This window comes from Nonomuraea sp. CA-218870 (assembly GCF_050936535.1).
Taxonomy (GTDB): domain Bacteria; phylum Actinomycetota; class Actinomycetes; order Streptosporangiales; family Streptosporangiaceae; genus Nonomuraea; species Nonomuraea corallina.
In genome coordinates, this window is the sequence record NZ_JBNJMN010000002.1 from 737,925 (window position 1) to 755,628 (window position 17,704).

Annotated in this window: 15 protein-coding genes; 11 read left to right on the forward strand and 4 right to left on the reverse strand. The window is 73.3% G+C overall.

The window, feature by feature from the left end; translation table 11 throughout:
• Positions 1-22 precede the first annotated feature (22 nt).
• From ACQEUU_RS32135 to ACQEUU_RS32170, 8 genes are all read left to right on the forward strand, one after another.
• A complete protein-coding gene (locus tag ACQEUU_RS32135; RefSeq protein WP_433072867.1) occupies positions 23-865 on the forward strand; it encodes a M55 family metallopeptidase in 843 nt (280 codons plus the stop codon).
• Positions 866-1,029: 164 nt separating this feature from the next.
• On the forward strand, positions 1,030-2,580 hold the full coding sequence (locus ACQEUU_RS32140; RefSeq protein WP_433072869.1) for a flavin monoamine oxidase family protein: 1,551 nt from the start codon (positions 1,030-1,032) through the stop codon (positions 2,578-2,580).
• Between the two features lie 60 nt (positions 2,581-2,640).
• Complete coding sequence (locus ACQEUU_RS32145; protein ID WP_433072871.1) at positions 2,641-3,153, forward strand: YbaK/EbsC family protein; 513 nt, start codon at positions 2,641-2,643, stop codon at positions 3,151-3,153.
• Between the two features lie 179 nt (positions 3,154-3,332).
• Positions 3,333-5,492: a protein kinase domain-containing protein gene (locus tag ACQEUU_RS32150; protein ID WP_433072873.1), complete on the forward strand. Its 2,160-nt coding sequence runs from the start codon at positions 3,333-3,335 to the stop codon at positions 5,490-5,492.
• A 16-nt stretch (positions 5,493-5,508) separates the two neighbouring features.
• Positions 5,509-7,299, forward strand: a complete 1,791-nt coding sequence (locus ACQEUU_RS32155; RefSeq protein ID WP_433072875.1) for a serine/threonine-protein kinase — start codon at positions 5,509-5,511, stop codon at positions 7,297-7,299.
• A 36-nt stretch (positions 7,300-7,335) separates the two neighbouring features.
• Positions 7,336-8,562 (forward strand): serine/threonine-protein kinase, encoded by a 1,227-nt coding sequence (locus ACQEUU_RS32160; protein ID WP_433072877.1) that lies wholly within the window; start codon positions 7,336-7,338, stop codon positions 8,560-8,562.
• 226 nt (positions 8,563-8,788) lie between these two features.
• Positions 8,789-9,568 (forward strand): electron transfer flavoprotein subunit beta/FixA family protein, encoded by a 780-nt coding sequence (locus tag ACQEUU_RS32165; RefSeq protein ID WP_433072879.1) that lies wholly within the window; start codon positions 8,789-8,791, stop codon positions 9,566-9,568.
• Positions 9,569-9,587: 19 nt separating this feature from the next.
• On the forward strand, positions 9,588-10,541 hold the full coding sequence (locus ACQEUU_RS32170) for an electron transfer flavoprotein subunit alpha/FixB family protein (protein WP_433072881.1): 954 nt from the start codon (positions 9,588-9,590) through the stop codon (positions 10,539-10,541).
• A gap of 99 nt (positions 10,542-10,640) precedes the next feature.
• Here the strand turns inward: ACQEUU_RS32170 and ACQEUU_RS32175 are convergent, their stop codons facing one another.
• A complete protein-coding gene (locus tag ACQEUU_RS32175) occupies positions 10,641-11,831 on the reverse strand; it encodes an MFS transporter (RefSeq protein WP_433072883.1) in 1,191 nt (396 codons plus the stop codon).
• Between the two features lie 252 nt (positions 11,832-12,083).
• Complete coding sequence (locus tag ACQEUU_RS32180) at positions 12,084-12,596, reverse strand: TetR/AcrR family transcriptional regulator (protein WP_433072885.1); 513 nt, start codon at positions 12,594-12,596, stop codon at positions 12,084-12,086.
• A 54-nt stretch (positions 12,597-12,650) separates the two neighbouring features.
• Here ACQEUU_RS32180 and ACQEUU_RS32185 point away from each other — a divergent pair, with 54 nt between their 5' ends.
• On the forward strand, positions 12,651-13,814 hold the full coding sequence (locus ACQEUU_RS32185) for a cysteine desulfurase family protein (protein WP_433072887.1): 1,164 nt from the start codon (positions 12,651-12,653) through the stop codon (positions 13,812-13,814).
• A gap of 23 nt (positions 13,815-13,837) precedes the next feature.
• On the opposite strand, the gene ACQEUU_RS32190 is transcribed toward ACQEUU_RS32185, so the two are convergent.
• Positions 13,838-14,887, reverse strand: a complete 1,050-nt coding sequence (locus ACQEUU_RS32190) for a DUF695 domain-containing protein (RefSeq protein WP_433072889.1) — start codon at positions 14,885-14,887, stop codon at positions 13,838-13,840.
• A gap of 94 nt (positions 14,888-14,981) precedes the next feature.
• On the opposite strand from ACQEUU_RS32190, the gene mnmA reads away from it, so the two are divergent.
• Positions 14,982-16,040: a tRNA 2-thiouridine(34) synthase MnmA gene (mnmA, locus tag ACQEUU_RS32195; RefSeq protein WP_433072891.1), complete on the forward strand. Its 1,059-nt coding sequence runs from the start codon at positions 14,982-14,984 to the stop codon at positions 16,038-16,040.
• 6 nt (positions 16,041-16,046) lie between these two features.
• Here the strand turns inward: mnmA and ACQEUU_RS32200 are convergent, their stop codons facing one another.
• The gene (locus ACQEUU_RS32200) at positions 16,047-16,676 is read right to left on the reverse strand and encodes an MBL fold metallo-hydrolase (RefSeq protein WP_433072893.1); all 630 of its coding nucleotides are present in this window, start codon (positions 16,674-16,676) and stop codon (positions 16,047-16,049) included.
• Positions 16,677-16,700: 24 nt separating this feature from the next.
• On the opposite strand from ACQEUU_RS32200, the gene ACQEUU_RS32205 reads away from it, so the two are divergent.
• Positions 16,701-17,690: a methionine synthase gene (locus ACQEUU_RS32205; protein ID WP_433072895.1), complete on the forward strand. Its 990-nt coding sequence runs from the start codon at positions 16,701-16,703 to the stop codon at positions 17,688-17,690.
• Positions 17,691-17,704: the final 14 nt, after the last annotated feature.

A 17,704-nucleotide genomic window follows, 5' to 3' on the forward strand; every position in this document is an offset into this window, starting at 1 on the left:
TGATCAGCGAGGGAGTGAGCGTATGAAGGTCTACCTTTCCGTCGACATGGAAGGGGTCACCGGCCTGACCGACCCCGAGGAGATGCACGCGGGCAAGCGCGGGTACGAGCGCGGCTGCGAGCTGATGACGGCCGACGCGAACGCCGCCGTCGAGGGGGCGTTCGCCGCGGGCGCCGGGAAGGTCCTGGTCAACGACGCCCACGGCTCGACCAAGAACCTGCGGATCGACCTGCTGGACCCGAGGGCGACCCTGATCAGGGGGCCGGGCAAGGCGCAGCGGATGGCGCAGGGGCTCGACGGGTCCTTCCAGGCCGCCGCCTTCGTCGGCTATCACGCGCGGGCCGGGGTGAGCCACGGGGTGCTCAACCACACGTGGATGGGCAAGGAGATCCAGAACGTCTACCTCAACGGCGAGGTCGCCGGGGAGACGCGGGTGGTGGCCGCCTGCGCCGGGTTCCACGGTGTGCCGGTGGTGCTGGTCACCGGTGACGAGGCCGTCGGCGAGGAGGCCCGCGAGCTGCTCGGCGACGTGGAGACGGTGGCGGTCAAGAAGGGGATCGACAAGTTCTCCGCCGAGCTGCTGCCGCCGCGCGTGGCCCAGGGACGGATCCGTGAGGCCATGGCCAGGGCGCTCAACCGGTTGACCGACTTCACGCCCTACACCGTCGATCCTCCGTACACGCTGGGGGTTGAGTGGAACTCGACGGCCATCGCGGCGGCCGTGGCGCTGATTCCCGGGGTGAAGACGGTGGGGTCGCGGCACACCGAGTTCACGACGGACGACTTCACGCAGATCATGGCGCTCTTCGGCGTCTTCGCGACGATCGGCGGTCAGGTGGCGTGCGGCAGCGGCCCGTACGGGTGAGGGCCCTCGCGTGAGGACCGGCGGCGGGGAGTCGTAGGGTTCCAGCGTTCGCAGGGCTCCGGGCCGGTTCGGGATCGGCCGGTCCGGGGTCCGGGGCGGCAGCATGGGCGGGTTCGTGACGTCGCGCCGGTTCGACAGCGCGGCCAGGGCTGGAGGCGGGTGGCATGGAAGGCGCGGAGCTGACCAGGCGCGGGCTGCTGGTGGGGATCGGGGCCGCGGGCGGCGCCGGCGCCATGTACGCCGCCATGGGCGCGCTCGGGCTGGCCCCCGACGGGCAGGACAAGACCTTCACCCCGCCCAGGCCGGGCGACTTCTCCCTGCGGGGGCGCGGCGCGGCCAAGGTGGTGATACTCGGCGCCGGCGTGACGGGGCTGACCGCCGCCTACGAGCTGGGCAAGGCGGGCTACGACTGCACGCTGCTTGAGGCCAGGGCCAAGGCCGGCGGGCGCAACCTCACCCTGCGCGGCGGCGACCGGCTGACCGAGCTGAACGGCCCCGCCCAGGAGGTCAAGCTGGGCGAGGGCCTGTACTTCAACGCCGGGCCGGCCCGGATCGCGCAGTGGATGGTGACCCTGGACTACTGCCGTGAGCTGGGCGTCCCCATCGAGACGTTCGTCAACAGGAACGCCCAGGCGTACATCCACACCAACGGCCAGTCGGTGCGCCAGCGCACCGCCCGCGCCGACATGTACGGATATGTCGCCGAACTGCTCGCCAAGGCCACCGACACCGGCGCGCTCGACCGCAAGCTCACCGCCGACGACAGGGAACGCCTGCTCACTTTCCTGCGCCGCTTCGGCGACCTGGGCCCCGAACTCGACTACGAGGGCTCCCCCCGCCGCGGCTTCTTCGACTACCCGGGCCTGGACGAGGGCGTCCCGTTCCCCCAGCCCGGCAGCCTCGCTCAGGTGCTCGCCGCGGGCACCGGCAGGGCCATCACCAACGACTTCGGCCACGACCAGGCCAGCCCCATGTTCCAGGTCGTCGGCGGCACGGACACGATCGTCACCAGACTGGTGGAGGCTATCGGCGCGGACCGGATCACCACCGGCGCCAAGGTCACCCGGATCACCGACCTGCCCGACGGGGTCGAGGTCACCTGGGACGGCGGCCGGATCAAGGCCGACTACTGCATCGCCACCCTGCCGCCCCACCTGCTCGCCAAGATCCCGCACAACCTCGGCGCGGACGTCACCGCCGCGCTGCGGCTGCCCACGCCCATGTCCACCGGGAAGATCGGCCTGGAGTACGAGCGCCGCTGGTGGGAGCTGGAGGACCGGATCTACGGCGGCGTCACCGAGACCGACCTGGACATCGCCCGCATCTGGTACCCCTCGTACGGCTACCACGGCGAGCGCGGCGTCCTGGTCGGCTACTACAACCACGGGCCGGACGCCGAGCTGTACGGCGCGCTCACCCCCGACGACCGCCGCCGCCGCGCGCTCACCCAGGGCAAGAAGGTCCACGGCGAGAAGTACCGCACCGGCGTCCTGTCCTCCGTCTCCATCGCCTGGGAGCGGCAGGAGCACATCCAGGGCGGCTGGGCGAGCTGGCCCGCCTTTGATTCGTCCTTCACTCTTCTGCAACGTCCCAGCGGGAGGGTCTACTTCGCGGGCGACTGGCTCACCCGGCTGACCGCCTGGCTGGCCGGAGCGATGGAATCAGCCCGTGGCGTCGTCACTGAGCTGCACAAACGCGTGCTGCAGTCATCGTGACGCCACCCGCTGCTCGCGGGACCGACGTAGGGTCCTGGGAGGAGCGACCGAGGAGATGGGATGACGTTGCACTGGGTTCCGGCCGCCGGCCGGACCGACCTGCTGGCCGACCCGGTGGCGCGGGCGATCGGACAGGTGGAGGGGGCGCGGGTCGCGGAGATCGACCCTGAGCTGGCCGACACGGCCGCGTTCTGCGAGCGCTACGGCGTGGCCATGGACGTTTCGGCCAACTGCGTGGTCGTCGCCGGCAGGCGCGGCGCCGAGGTCCGCTACGCCGCCTGCATGGTCCTGGCCACGACGCGGGCCGACGTCAACGGCGTGGTGCGGCGGCATCTGGCCGCCCGCAAGGCCAGCTTCGCCCCGATGGACGAGGCGGTCGAACTCACCGGGATGGAGTACGGCGGCATCACCCCGATCGGCCTGCCCGCCGACTGGCCGATCCTGGTCGACACCCGGGTCGCCGAGCATCCCGAGGTGGTCATCGGCAGCGGCGTGCGCCGGTCCAAGCTCGCCGTCCCAGGAGCCGCCCTGGCCGGGCTGAAGGGAGCGGAGGTGCTCTCCCTGACCGTCTGACGGCGCCGCGGGGCGGTGACCGATCGGTCGGGAGGTGAGACGCAGGCGGCAGGCCCGTTTCCGAACCGAGACCGTTGGAGGGGAAACCAATGACCCCGATCTGGACGTTGTACGAGTGGGAATGTGGCCTCGTGGTTCATCTCGTGGGCGGGGATTAAGCCGATATGGTGCTTCATGCCATGAACGATGACCGACTAGGGCCCTACCGGCTGCTCAGACGGCTCGGCGAGGGCGGCATGGGCGTTGTCCATCTCGCCGTCGATCCCCAGGGACGGCAGGTGGCGGTCAAGGTCCTGCGCGCCGAGGTCGCCGGTGACGAGGTCGCCAGGCGCCGGCTCTCGCGCGAGGTCGAGACCATGCGGCGGGTGCGCAGCGCGTACATCGCCGAGGTGATCGACGCCGACGTGACCGGCCACCGCCCCTACATCGTCACCCGTTACGTCGCCGGCCGCTCGCTCGACGAGATCGTCAAGGACGACGGCCCGCTCGACCTGCCCGCGCTGCTCAAGGTCGGCCACGGGGTGGCCGCCGCGCTCGCCGCCGTCCACTCGGTCGGGGTGATCCACCGCGACCTCAAGCCGGGCAACGTGCTGATCCTCGACGGCGAGCCGGTCCTGATCGACTTCGGCATCGCGCAGGCGGTCGACGCGACCCGGCTGACCCAGACCGGCATGTTCATCGGCACCCCCGGCTACCTCGCGCCCGAGATCATCGAAGGGCAGGAGGCCGGGCCCGAGGTCGACGTGCACGCCTGGGCCGGCACGCTGCTCTACGCCGGCACCGGCCAGCCGCCGTTCGGCAAGGGCACGCTGGAGATGGTGTTCTACAACATCACCGCGGGGAAGGCCGACGTGGCGGCCGCCCCGGCGGCGCTCCAGCCGCTGCTCAAGGCCGCCTTCCAGCGCAACCCCGCCAAGCGGCCGAAGGCGGCGGAGCTGGCCGAGCAGGTGGCCAGGCTGATGCCCAAGGCGGGGCTGCCGGTCCCCGACGAGATCTCCACGGTGCCACACCCCGACGCGACCGTGCGGCCTCCGTACGAAGGGCCCACCACGCCCGCGCCCGGCGGGCTCCGCGGCGTGCCCTCCGTCCCGCCGGCCGGTAGCGGCCCTCAGTCCGCCTTCCCCGCCGGCGGCCCCCAGTCCGCGTTTCCCGGCAGCGGCCCCCAGTCCGCCTTCCCCGCCGGCAGCGGCCCTCAGTCCGTCCTCCCGGGCGGCGGGTCGCAGGGCGCGGGCGCCCCGTACGGATCGGGCGGCGGGCCGCAGGGACCGGCGCAGAGCCTGCTCAGCGGCACGGGCGGCGGCGACAAGCCCGCGTGGGAGGTCTCAACACCCGCCGTGACGCCGCGCAAGCTCGTCGAAGGGCATGACCCCCGCGTCCCGCCCCCGGCCTCCGACCAGCAGTACGTCTCCCTGCTGCCCGGAGAGGGCGACCCGTGGCCGACCCGCAGGGTGAGCCCGGAGGAGCTGCGCCAGATGCAGCGCGACGCCCAGCCGCCCGCCCCCTGGCAGCAGCAGGCCCCGGCAGGGCAGCACGTGCCGGAGGCCGACGTGCCGACCCGGCGGGTGCGGCCGGAGGCGCAGGACGTGCCCACCAGGAGGGTGCGTCCCGAGGCCCCCGACTACGGCAGGGGCGCCCCCGTGCCGCCGCCTCCCTACATCCCGCCGCAGGCCCAGTACCCTCCCGACCCGCAGACCAAGCGGGAGCCGTTCATCCCCGGCGCCCGCCCCGGCCAGGCGCTGCAGCGCTCGGCAGCGTACGGGGTCGCGGGCGCGATGCTGCTCGTCGTCATGATCGTGCTGGCCGCGCGGGCGCCCGTGCTGGTGGCCGTGGTGGCGCTGCCGGTCGCCGTGCTGCTGCGCGCCGCCGACCTGGCCCAGCCGGAGCTGACCGCCCGCCGCTCGACGGGCGCCGCCGCGCTGGACGTGGTCAGGGTGTTCGCCCATCCGAAGGCGCTGGCCAAGTCGGCGGGCATCACGCTCGCCCTGGGCCTGTACGCGCTCATCCTCGGCCTGCCCGTGACGCTCCTGCTCACGGTGGCGGCCGGCATGAGCCCGGACAACGCGCTGGCCTGGGGCGCGGCGGTGGCGCTGTGGACGGTGTGCGCGGGTCCCGGGGTCGAGGGCCCGGGGCGTCAGATGCGCAGGACGCTCTCATCGCTCGTACCCTCGAGAACAGCGGCGATGGTGATGGCGGGAGCGCTCGCGGCGGTGGCCGCACTCTCGCTGATCCTCGCTTACGGCACATTCGGGGACAACGCGAGGAGAGCCATATGGACTCCGGTGAACGTCGAGCCCGTGGTCGATCTGCTGAAAGAGCTGAAGGGGGACACGGGGGGATGACACGGGGACGATGGCGATGAGCGCGGGCAACACCCAGACGCCAGAGCGGCTCGGCCCGTACCGGCTGGTCAGGAAGATCGGCGAAGGCGGCATGGGCGTGGTGCACCTCGGCATCGACGGTGACGGCCGCGAGGTCGCCATCAAGGTCCTGCATCCGCACGTGGCCGCCGACCTGAAGGCGCGCGACCGGCTCACCCGCGAGGTCGAGACGATGCGCCGGGTGCGCAGCCCGCACGTCGCCGAGGTGCTCGACGCGGAGCTGGTGGGGGGCCAGCCGTACGTGGTGACCCGGTTCGCGCCGGGCCGCACGCTCGAGGAGACCGTGCTGTCCGACGGGCCGCTCGGCGCGCGTGAGCTCATCAGGCTCGCGCAGGGACTGTGCCAGGCGCTGGTCGCCATCCACGCGGCGGACGTGATCCACCGCGACTTCAAGCCGTCCAACGTGATGCTCGTCGACGGCGAGCCGCTGGTCATCGACTTCGGCATCGCCCACCTGGTCAACGCCACCCGGCTGACCCAGACGGGCATGTTCGTCGGCACGCCGGGCTATCTGGCGCCGGAGATCATCCGGGACAGCGAGATCACGCAGCGGGCGGACGTGCACTCGCTGGCCTCGACGGTGTTCTTCGCCGCGACCGGGGTGCCGCCGTTCGGCACCGGCTCGTTCGAGGCGGTGTGCTTCAACATCATGGAAGGGCGGGCGCAGCTCGACAAGGCGCCCGCGTGGCTGCGCGGCTGGCTGACCCGCGCGCTCCAGGTCGACCCCGAGGCCCGGCCCGACGCCCGCGAGCTGCTGCGCATGGCCAGGGCGCTGGACCCGGCGGTCACCACGTTCAACGAGTCCCCGCCCGAGGAGCGGCAGGGGATGACCAAGCGGCTGTTCGGCCGTACGAAGGTCATGGAGAACTTCTCCGACCTGCTGCCGCCCGTCCAGTACGAGCGGCCGAGCCGGCCGTCCCGCGAGGAGAAGCCGCCGCCGTACGTGCCCGCGCCGGTCACGGCCCGGCCGCCGTGGCCCGACCAGCGGGTCGCGGGCTATCCCGCGCCGCCGCCCCCGTACGCGCAGCCGCAGCAGCGGGCCCAGGCCCAGCCGAAGCCCCGCTCCTACGCGCCGCCGCCCGCCCACACGCCGTCCGGCGAGCGCAAGCGGTATCTCGTGGGCAGCCAGTTCGTCGCGCTGCTCGCCCTGGTCACGCTGGTCGCGCTCGCGGTGATGATGCCGGTCATGGTGAGCGCGATCGCCATCGTGCTGGCGCTGGTGCTGCGGGTGGGCGAGAACCTGTTCGGCGACATGGTGCAGCGGCGCCAGGTGCGCGGCAGCAGCGCCGCCGACCCGCTGCTGGTGCTGGTCGGCACGCCGTGGGCGCTGGTCAAGGCCGCGCTGGTGAGCGTGGTGCAGGTGCCGCTGGCGATCCTGTTCGGCGTGTGCGTCTGGGGCGTGCTGCGCTGGGGCGGCGGGATGGGGGTGAACGAGGCGGCCGCCTACGCGGCGGGTGCGTTCGTGGCCGGCCTGTTCGTGCTGCCCGGCGGCGGCGCGCCGCGCAAGGCGGTCACCCGCACGCTCACCGGCGTGCTGCGTTCGCCGGGAGCGGCCTCGGTGGCGGCCCTGGTGATGGGCACGGTCGCGCTGTTCGCGGTGATGTACGCGGTGGGCGGCACGCCGTCGTGGGAGCCGTGGCGGGCTCCCGAGACCGTCATCGAGGAGCTGACCACCCGCGCCCAGGACGGCGCGACGGGGCTGATCACCGGCCTGGTCGACGACCTCATGAGGGAGCTGGGGCTGGGCTTCCTGTCACCCTGGTCGTGAGTGTCCCCCGCGGCCGTCGTGGGGAGAAGTAGGGGTATGAGCGAGCACCTCGGCCCGTACCAGCTCCTGTCCCGGCTGGGATCGGGCGGGTTCGGCGCAGTGCATCTGGCCCTCGACCCCGAGGGCCGCACGGTCGCGGTCAAGGTGCTCCACCCGCACGTCGCGGCCGACTCGGCGGCGCTGGCCCGGCTGGCCCGCGAGGTCGAGACCATGCGGCGGGTGGGCGGCAGGAACGTCGCGGAGGTGCTCGACGCCTCGCTCGACGTCGACCGGCCCTACCTCGTCACCCGCTACGTGCAGGGCAGGCCGCTCAGCGCGGTGCCCGTGCCGGTGGCCGAGCTGCGCCCGCTGGCCGCGGGGCTGGCCGAGGCGCTGGCGGCCATGCACGGCGCGGGGGTGGTGCACCGCGATCTCAAGCCGGCCAACGTGATGATGAGCGAGGGCGGGCCGGTCGTCATCGACTTCGGCATCGCGCACGCGCTCGACTCGCTGTCCGTCACGGCCTCCGGCGCGGTGGTCGGCACCCCCGGCTATTTAGCCCCGGAGGTGCTGGAGGGCGGGGAGGCGGGCCCGGCGGCCGACGTGTTCTCCTTCGGCGCGACGCTGGCCTACGCCGCCACCGGGCGTCACCCGTACGGGACGGGGCCGGCGTCGGCGGTCGCCTACCGCGTCGTCCACCACGAGCCCGACCTGGAGGGCGTGCCCGGCTGGCTGGAGCCGCTGCTGGCCCAGTGCCTGGCCACCGATCCGGCGGCGCGGCCGTCGGCCGCCGACGTGTGCGCGCGGCTGGGCGTCGAGGTGACGGAGCGGCCACGCCGGCTGTCCCGGCTCCCGGCGGGTACGGCGCGCGGTTCCGGCCGTGATGTCCACCACATGGAGACGCGCGCGTGGCAGCCCGCCAGGGCAGGTCGCGAGCGCTCGGCGGAGGAGGCCAGGGCGCGCCACCGGGAGAAGGTGCGCAGGCGCTGGCTGGCCGGCTCGGCGGTGTTCGTGGCGCTGCTCACGGCCGCGACCACCGAGCCGCTGCCGGAGGTGGCGCTGTTCCTGCTCGCGACGTTCTCCCTGGCAGTCGTGGTGGACGCGGGGTTCGCGCTGTTCTCGCGCGGCCCTCTCACCAAGGGCAGGGTCGTCGCGGACGCCTTGGGCGTGGCCGGGGCGGTGGGGCTGGCGGTGGGGCTGAGCGCGTTCTTCAGCACTCCCGTGCTGGCGTTGTTCGCGGGCACGGCGCTGGTTCTCGGCCTGGTGTTCCTGTTCACCGCCTGAGGCGGGTGACCAGGGCCGCGCTGAACCAGCGGAACAAAGCTCGGTATGGTGGGCAGGGGAGGGGTTGCGCGCGGAACCGTATCTTCGCGCGTAAGCTACCCGTGGGTAACATGGCGTCGGGGCACCCGCTGTCATCACGCCGATGGGGCCCTGGCAGTCTGGACAGGACATCCGGCGCCGACCGCTCGCGGCGGCGCACGCGAACATGGGAGGTCGGCCACCGGCCATGAACATTGTCGTCTGCGTGAAGCAGGTCCCCGACACGGCGACCGAGCGCAAGCTGAGGTCCGATGACAAGACCCTCGACCGCGACGCGGTCGACGGCGTGGTGAACGAGCTCGACGAGTACGCCGTCGAGGAGGCGCTCAAGCTCAAGGAGGCCCACGGCGGTGAGGTGACCGTCCTCACCATGGGTCCGGGCAAGGCCACCGAGACCATCCGCAAGGCCCTGGCCATGGGCGCCGACAAGGCCGTCCACCTCCTGGACGACGCGCTGCACGGCTCCGACGCGCTGGGCACCTCCCACGCCATGGCGCAGGCCCTGAAGAAGATCGGGTTCGACCTGGTCATCCTGGGCTCGGAGTCCACCGACGCGCGCACCGGCGTGCTGCCCGCGATGCTCGCCGAGCGACTCGGCGCGCCGCAGCTCACCCTGGCCAACAAGGTCGAGATCGACGGCTCGTCCATCAAGATCCAGCGGATCACCGACTACGGTTTCGACCGGGTCGAGGCCTCGCTGCCCGCCGTCGTCTCCGTGGTCGAGAAGATCAACGAGCCGCGCTACCCGTCCTTCAAGGGCATCATGGCGGCCAAGAAGAAGCCGGTCGAGACGCTGGGCGTGGCCGACGCCGAGATCGACGCCGCCCAGGTGGGCCTCGACTCCTCCTGGTCGCAGGTCGTCGACTTCGCCCAGGCCCCGCCGCGCGCCGCCGGCACGGTCGTCAAGGACGAGGGCGACGGCGGCGCCAAGGTCGCCGAGTTCCTCGCGTCCAAGAAGTTCATCTGAGAACGGGGGTTTTACTGATATGTCGGAGATTCTCGTTCTCGTCGAGCAGGTCGACGGCGAGGTCAAGAAGGTCACGCTGGAGCTGCTGACCCTGGCCCGCGGGCTCGGCACGCCCGCCGCGGTCTGGGCGGGCCCCGGCTACACCCCGGACGCCAAGGCCAAGCTGGCCGAGTACGGCGCCGAGAAGATCTACGTGGCCGGGTCCGAGGAGATCACCGGTTACGTGGTCGGGCCCAAGGCCGAGCTGCTCGCCCAGCTCGTCGCCGACAAGTCCGCCGCGGCCGTGCTGGTAGCCGCGACCGCCGAGGGCAAGGAAGTGGCCGGCCGGCTGGCGGTCAAGATCGACTCGGGCGTCATCACCGACGCCGTGGGCCTCGGCGACGGCTTCGTGGCCGAGCAGTCCATCTTCGGCGGCGGCGTGAACGTCCAGTCCAAGGTGAGCAGGGGCACCCCGATCGTGGCCGTGCGCCCCAACTCCACCGCCCCCGAGGCCGCCGCCGGCGCCGGCGCGGAGGAGGAGGTGTCGGTCTCGCTGTCCGACGCCGCCAAGTCCGCCCGCATCGTCGAGCGGGTCAAGCAGGAGAAGGGCGCCCGCCCCGAGCTGACCGAGGCCGCGATCGTGGTCTCCGGCGGCCGTGGCGTGGGCTCGGCCGAGAACTTCTCGGTCATCGAGGGCCTGGCCGACGCCCTGGGCGCGGCCGTGGGCGCCTCCCGCGCCGCCACGGACGCCGGCTGGTACCCGCACCAGTTCCAGGTGGGCCAGACCGGCAAGACCGTCTCGCCGCAGCTCTACATCGCGGCCGGGATCTCCGGCGCCATCCAGCACCGGGCCGGCATGCAGACCGCCAAGACCATCGTGGCGATCAACAAGGACCCGGAGGCGCCGATCTTCGAGCTCGCCGACTACGGCATCGTGGGCGACCTCCACCAGGTGGTCCCGCAGCTCACCGAAGAGGTCGACAAGCGCAAGTAACGACTCCGCTCGCATGAGGGACGACGGCGCCGCACTCCTGTGCGGCGCCGTCTCCCGTTCTCCTCGGGTTCCGCCGAGCCGGGGGCACCTCGGGGGCGGTCAGGCGGCCAAGGGCTGCTTCTCTCCGGCGGGCCGCAGCGGGATGATCACTGTGGGCTCCTCGCGCGGCAGCAGGCGGGCGGCCACGGCGATCAGCAGGCCGAGGACGACGGCCAGGCCGAGCGCGGTGCGCAGCGAGGTCGCGTCCGACAGGAAGCCGATCGCGACCGGCCCGAGCAGCAGCCCCGCGTAGCCCATCGCGCCCGCCTGGGCGATCGCCGGGCCGGGGGTGGAGGTGGCGGTGCCGGCCAGCGAGAGCGTCATCGGCGAGATCGTCGCGACGCCGAGACCCACGAAGAACACCGCGGCCAGCGCCACCGCGGGCACCGGGGCGGCCAGCACCACGCCGAAGAAGACGGCCGTGGCCAGCCCCGCGACCGTCAGCATGCCCCGTACCCCGAACCGCGAGCGCAGCCGGTCACCGGTGAGCCGGCCGATCAGCATGCCCGCCTCGAAGATCGGGTAGCCCAGGGCGGCCAGCGCCTCCGGCGCCCCCAGAGTGTCGCGCATGTAGAGGCCGTTCCAGTCGGCGACCACGCCCTCGACCATGAACGCGAAGAAGGCCAGCGCGCCCAGCAGGTACACGACCGGCGGCATCCGGCGGCGCGGCCCCGCGGTGGCCTCGGGCGCGGGGGCGTCCGGCAGGTACGCCCGGCCGAGCACCGAGAGGACGGGCAGCGAGATCAGGCTGACCAGCACCAGGTTCGCGGTGAAGGACAGGCCCAGGGCGATCGACACGCTGCCCGTCGCGCCGGCGGCCATGGCGCCGACGCACCAGCCGGCGTGCATGCCGTTCATCAGCGGCCGGCCGTGGGCGCGTTCGACGGTGGAGCCCTGGGCGTTCATCGCGATGTCGAACAGGCCGAACGCCATGCCGAAGACCGCTGACGCGGCCAGCAGCGTGGGGAGGTTCGGCATGAGGGCCACAGCGACCAGGGAGAGCGCCGTCAGCGGGCCGCCGACGCGCAGCACGGTGCGGCTGCCGGCCCTGGCCATCACGCGGCGCATCGACTGCATGCTCACCAGCGCGCCCAGGCCCCAGGCGAGCAGGACGGTTCCGACCTCCGACTCGGACAGGCCGAGCTTGTCGGTCAGCGCGGGGATGCGCACGGTCATGGTGCCGACCATGAGGCCGGCGAGGGCGAAGGTGAGAACGGCGCCGTAGCGCGCGATCCTCAGATCACGGTTCATGTGGGCATACCTCGCAGAAGCGTTCATTCAAAAGGGCAGAAGTAAGACCCGGCCGTAGCCGGGCCTGGAAAGGGGAGAGGGCACGCCTCCGGGCCGGAGTCGCTGACCCGCCGCTTCCGTGAAAGGCGGTACGACGCCCCGGGGCGCGGACGGAGTCCGTCCGCCGCGCACGCGGCCCGGTGCTGTCTCCTGGGAGCGCGTCCTACCGGACCGGCCGTAACGGCCGCGGCCGGACACTGACAGCCCGGGACCTCATGAAGGGGGTTTCAGCAGGGCTCTCAACCGGGTGTCGAGCTCGCGCAGCTCGTCGTCGCCGTTGAGCGACGGGTCGTGGCTGGCCACGTCCCAGAGACCCTCGCAGGCCAGGCGTACGATCTGCGACGCCACCAGGTCGGGCTCGTCGGCCAGGCCCTCGCGATGCCAGCGGGCCATCGCCTCGCGCAGCGGCGCCAGCAGGTAGGTGTTGCCGGACGCGCCCGTGACGACGGCCCAGCGTCGCAGCCGGCCCGAGCGGACGGCGGCGAGCGTGGCGCCGAGGTAGCGCTCGGTGTAGGTGGCGTCGGGCTGGGCGGCCACCAGGTCGTCGAACTCGGCGACCAGACGCTCCACCATGGCCTTGATCAGGGCCTCCTTGGTGGAGAAGTGGTAGAGCAGCCCGCCCTTGCTCACGCCGGCCCGGTCGGCCACCGCGGAGAGGGTGAGCGCGGTCGAGCCGAGGTCGCTGAGCAGGTCTTCTGCCGCGTCCAGTAGCTCGTCACGTCTCATGCGTCTTACTGTACCGTCCGGACGGTACAGTGGCAAACAAGATACCCTTGCGGGGTGAGCAGACCGTCGGCGTATCTCGATCACGCGGCGACCACGCCGATGCTTCCGGAAGCCATCGAGGCCATGACGGAGCAACTCGGCCGGGTCGGCAACGCCTCCTCCCTGCACGCCACCGGGCGCGAGGCGCGCAAAGTGGTGGAGGAGTCGCGCGAGACGATCGCCGACGCGCTCGGCGCCCGGCCCAGCGAGGTCGTGTTCACCTCGGGCGGCACCGAGGCCGACAACCTCGCGATCAAGGGCATGTTCTGGGCCCGTCACCCCAGGAAGCGCGTCCTGATCAGCTCGGTCGAGCACCACGCCGCCCTCGACCCCGCCCGGTGGCTGGCCGACAGCCAGGGCGCCGAGGTCGAGCTGCTGGAGGTCGACGAGCACGGCAGGGTCGCCCCCGACACGCTGCGCGCCGCCATCGAACGCGACCCCGGCGGTGTCGCCCTGGTCAGCGTCATGTGGGCCAACAACGAGGTCGGCACGATCCAGCCGATCCACCTCCTGGCGGCCATCGCCCGCGACCACGGCGTCCCGTTCCACACCGACGCGGTGCAGGCGATCGGCCAGCTGCCCGTGTCGTTCGCCGAGTCCGGCGCCGACGCGCTCACCCTGACCGGCCACAAGATCGGCGGCCCCATGGGCGTCGGCGCGCTGCTGCTGGCCCGCGGCGTGACGCCGGTCTCCGTGCAGCACGGCGGCGGCCAGGAGCGCGACGTGCGCTCCGGCACCCTCGACGCGCCCGCCATCGCCGGGCTGGCCGCCGCGGTCCGCACCGCGGTCAAGGAGCAGACGGCCCAGCACCGCCACCTGACGGCGCTCCGCGACGACCTCATCGCCCGCGTCCGCCACGCCGTGCCCGGGGTGGTGCTCAACGGCGACCCCGACCACCGCCTGCCGGGCAACGCCCACTTCTCCTTCCCCGGCTGCGAGGGCGACGCGCTGCTCATGCTGCTCGACGCCAGAGGGGTGGAGTGCTCGACCGGCTCCGCCTGCTCGGCGGGGGTGGCGCAGCCGTCCCACGTGCTGCTGGCGATGGGCGCCGACGCGGCGGCGGCCAGAGGCTCGCTGCGCTTCTCGCTGGGCCACACCTCCACCCAGGCCGACGTCGACCGGCTCGTCGAGGTGCTGCCCGCCGCCGTCGACCGCGCCCGCCGCGCCGGCCTCGGCTGAGCGCCCGCGACGGGACGGAGGACTCAGGCCAGGAAGGGCGCGACCGCGCTCCAGGCCGGGTCGGCGCTCACGTCCACCCGCGCCCTGCCCTCCTTCCAGGTGGCCGCCAGCTCCTTGATCGCGGCGGCGGCGCCGCTCTCCGCGGTCGCGTACACGTGCATGACGCGGCGGCGCTCGGCGCTCAGGTGGGCGGCCAGCACCGCCTCCTCGCCCAGCGCGCGCAGCCGCTCGTCCAGCCGCTCCTCGAACGCGCGCAGCGCGGCGAGCGACCCGCCCACGGGCAGGCCGCCGCCGTCCTTGTCGCGGTACGGCAGCGTGACGGCGATGTGCTGGTCCAGCAGCGGATGGTCGACGGGACGCAGCGGGTAGCGGGTGGCGGCGGCCAGCGGGGCGCCGGTCGCCGTCCGGCCCTCCAGCGTGGCCCACTGGCCGGTCTCGTGGTCGGCGGCCACGTCGGCCACCACCGCGGGCAGGTGGACGGCGGGCACGGCGTCGATCGGCGCCGACGCGGCAGGGGTGATCTCGCCCACCCACCGGGCCACGTCGTCCTCGCCCAGCAGCCGGTCGAGCGCCAGCAGCGTGGCGTCCATCCGGGCGTCCTCGTCCAGCTCGCCGAAGACCGGGTGGTACGCGGACACGTCCACCCGCAGCCCCCCGCGCGGCACCCGCAGCCCCAGCACCAGCTTGTCGAGCCCGAACGCGAGCCCGCCCGCCTCCAGCGTCAGGTCGCCGGGCCTGGCGCTCGCCCGGCGCGACGGATGGAACTCCCACAGCAGGTCGGCGGGCGGCGCCGCGCGGGCCCAGCGGTGCGCCAGCGGGCGCAGCTCGGCGTCGCCCGCGGCCGTCACGACCAGCGCGTGCGCCGCCTCCGTGCCCGGGGCCAGCTCCCACACCAGGTCGGGGTGGATCGCCGCCACCGCGGGGCCGAGCAGCTCCGCCTGCTTGTCGCGCTCTCCGGCCGCGACCGCCGCGTCCAGCTCCGGCCTGGCGCTCTCCCACCACTGCCAGAACCCCGCCACCCGCTCAGCCGGGTCGGCACCCCCGTCATCGCTCTTGCGCCCGAACAGTCGCATGGCTGAATCCTCGCAGACCCCGGGCCCCGGTCGTCACCCGCGTCGCCCGGGCACTGCGCCGGCATCTCCGCGCGGACAGTACGCTGGAACGGTCATGGGACTGCGTGTGCTTGCCGCCATGTCGGGCGGCGTCGACTCCGCCGTGGCCGCCGCCCGGATCGCCGAGGCCGGTCACGACGTCACTGGTGTCCACCTCGCCCTGTCCGCCAACCCCCAGTCCCACCGCACCGGGGCCAGGGGCTGCTGCACGATCGAGGACTCGCGCGACGCCAGGCGGGCGGCCGACGTCATCGGCATCCCGTTCTACATCTGGGACATGGCCGAGCGGTTCCAGCGTGACGTGATCGACGACTTCGTGGCCGAGTACGCGGCCGGCCGCACGCCCAACCCGTGCCTGCGGTGCAACGAGAAGATCAAGTTCGCCGCGGTGCTCGACCGGGCGCTGGCGCTGGGCTTCGACGCGGTCGCCACCGGCCACCACGCCAGGCTCGTCGACGGCGTGCTGTCCCGCAGCGCCGACCCGGCCAAGGACCAGTCGTACGTGCTCGGGGTCCTGACCCGCGAGCAGCTCGGCCACGCCATCTTCCCGCTGGGCGACTCGACCAAGGCCGAGGTGCGCGCGGAGGCCGCCCGGCGCGGGCTGACCGTCGCCGACAAGCCCGACAGCCACGACATCTGCTTCATCGCCGACGGCGACACCCGCGGCTTCCTGGCCGAGCGGCTCGGCGCGGCCGAAGGGCCGATCGTCGACGAGTCCGGCGCGGTGGTCGGCAGCCACCCGGGCGCTCACGGGTTCACCGTGGGCCAGCGCAAGGGCCTGCGCATCGACCGGCCAGCCCCCGACGGCAGGCCCCGCTACGTGCTGTCGATCGAGCCGGTGTCCAACACCGTCACCGTCGGGCCGCGTTCGGCGCTGGAGGTCACCCGGATCTCCTGCCTGCGCCCGGTGTGGAACGGCCCGGAGGTCCGCGACGATCTCACCGTGCAGCTGCGCGCGCACGGCGAGGTCTACGGGTGCGCGTTCGAGGAGCGCGACGGCGGCCTGGTCATCGAGCTCGACCGGCCGGCCACCGGCGTCGCGGCCGGGCAGGCCGCGGTGCTCTACTCGGGACCGACCGTCATCGGATCGGCCACGATCGCGTCGGCGGCCTAGAGCGGCCTAGAGCTCGACCGAGTCGCCTACGGGGACGCGGCGCATCTCGGCCCCCTGCTTCTCCGACTCCATCCGCAGCCAGTTGTCCACCAGGCCGAGCCCGAGGTCGTTGAGCAGTCCGTCATGCGTGGAGAACGCCCGCGAGGGCCGGACCGCGCGCAGGTACTCGACCATCTCCACGAGTTTCAGCCACGGCGCGTTGGTCGGCACCAGCAGCGTCTCCACCTCGGCGTCGGGCACGGTGAGCGCGTCGCCCGGGTAGAACAGCGCGCCGTCGAGCATGAATCCGACGTTCTGCACGATGGCCAGGTCGGGATGGTTCTTGGCGTGCCACTCACCGACCACGTCCACCCGGAAACCGGCCGCCTCGAAGTCGTCGCCGTGCCGTACCACGTTGACCGTCACCGGCAGGTCGGCGAGCTTGGCCGCGACGGCCTCGCACGTCCACACCTCCAGGCCGGGGGAGGCGGCGGCGAGCCTGTCGACGTCCAGATGGTCGAAGTGCTCGTGGGTGATGAGCACCGCGTCGGCGCCGTCGAGCACCGGATCGCGGGTGAACGCGCCGGGGTCGACGACCAGGACCTTGCCGTCCTTCTCCAGGCGTACGCAGGCGTGCCCGTACTTCGTGAGCTTCATTCCGCAGAGCCTACGCTGGTGCCCATGTTGACGTGGGAAGCCACTGGGGTCGGATCGCACCCAGGTGACGATCATCTTGAGGCGCTGCGGGTCGTGTTCGGGGAGGTGCCGGGGCTGCCCTACCTGCCGGAGCTGCCCGCGCGCGGGGTCGGCGCCGACATGGTGGGGCGGACGGCGGGGCTCCTCGTCGACCTGCCCGTGGAGGTGCAGCCGTCCGGGTGGCGGCTGGCCGGGCGGCCGGGACGCGACCACCGGCGCGCCGTCGACCACCTGCGGCGCGACCTCGACGGCCTGGAGGAGGTCGGCCACGGCTACGAGGGGCCGCTGAAGCTCCAGGTCTGCGGGCCGTGGACGCTCGCGGGGGCGATCGAGCTGCGCCACGGCGACAAGGTCCTGTCCGACCCGGGCGCGGTGCGCGACCTGGCCGCCTCGCTCGCGCAGGGCGTCGCCGACCACTGCGCCGAGGTGCGCCGGCGCATGCCCGGCGTCACCGACCTCGTGCTCCAGCTCGACGAGCCCGGCCTGCCCGGCGTGCTCGCGGGCACGGTGCCGACCGCCTCGGGGTTCGGCCGGCTGGCCGCCGTGGAGGAGTGGCGGGTGGAGGAGTCGCTGCGCGCCTTCCCCGAGCCGGTGGTCCACTGCTGCGCCTCTTCCGTGCCGTACGCGCTGCTGCGCCGGGCCGGGGTGCGGGCGGTGTCCGCGGACGCGTCACTGATCAGGCGCAGGGACGAGGAGGCGATCGGGGAGCTCGTGGAGGCGGGCGTCGGGCTGCTCCTGGGCGTGGTGCCCGCCACCGACACGCGGCTGCCCGGCCCGGTGGCGGTCGCCAGGCCCGCGCTGGAGCTGTGGCGGCGGCTCGGCTTCGCGCCCGAGGACCTGGCGGGGAAGGTCGTGCTCAGCCCGGCCTGCGGGCTCGCCGCCGCCTCGCCCCGCTACGCCAGGGCCGCGCTCGCCGCCTGCAGGGAGGCCGCCCAGGTGGTCAAGGACGACCCCGCCCGCGACCTCAAGGATTGACGGTCCTCCGCGAT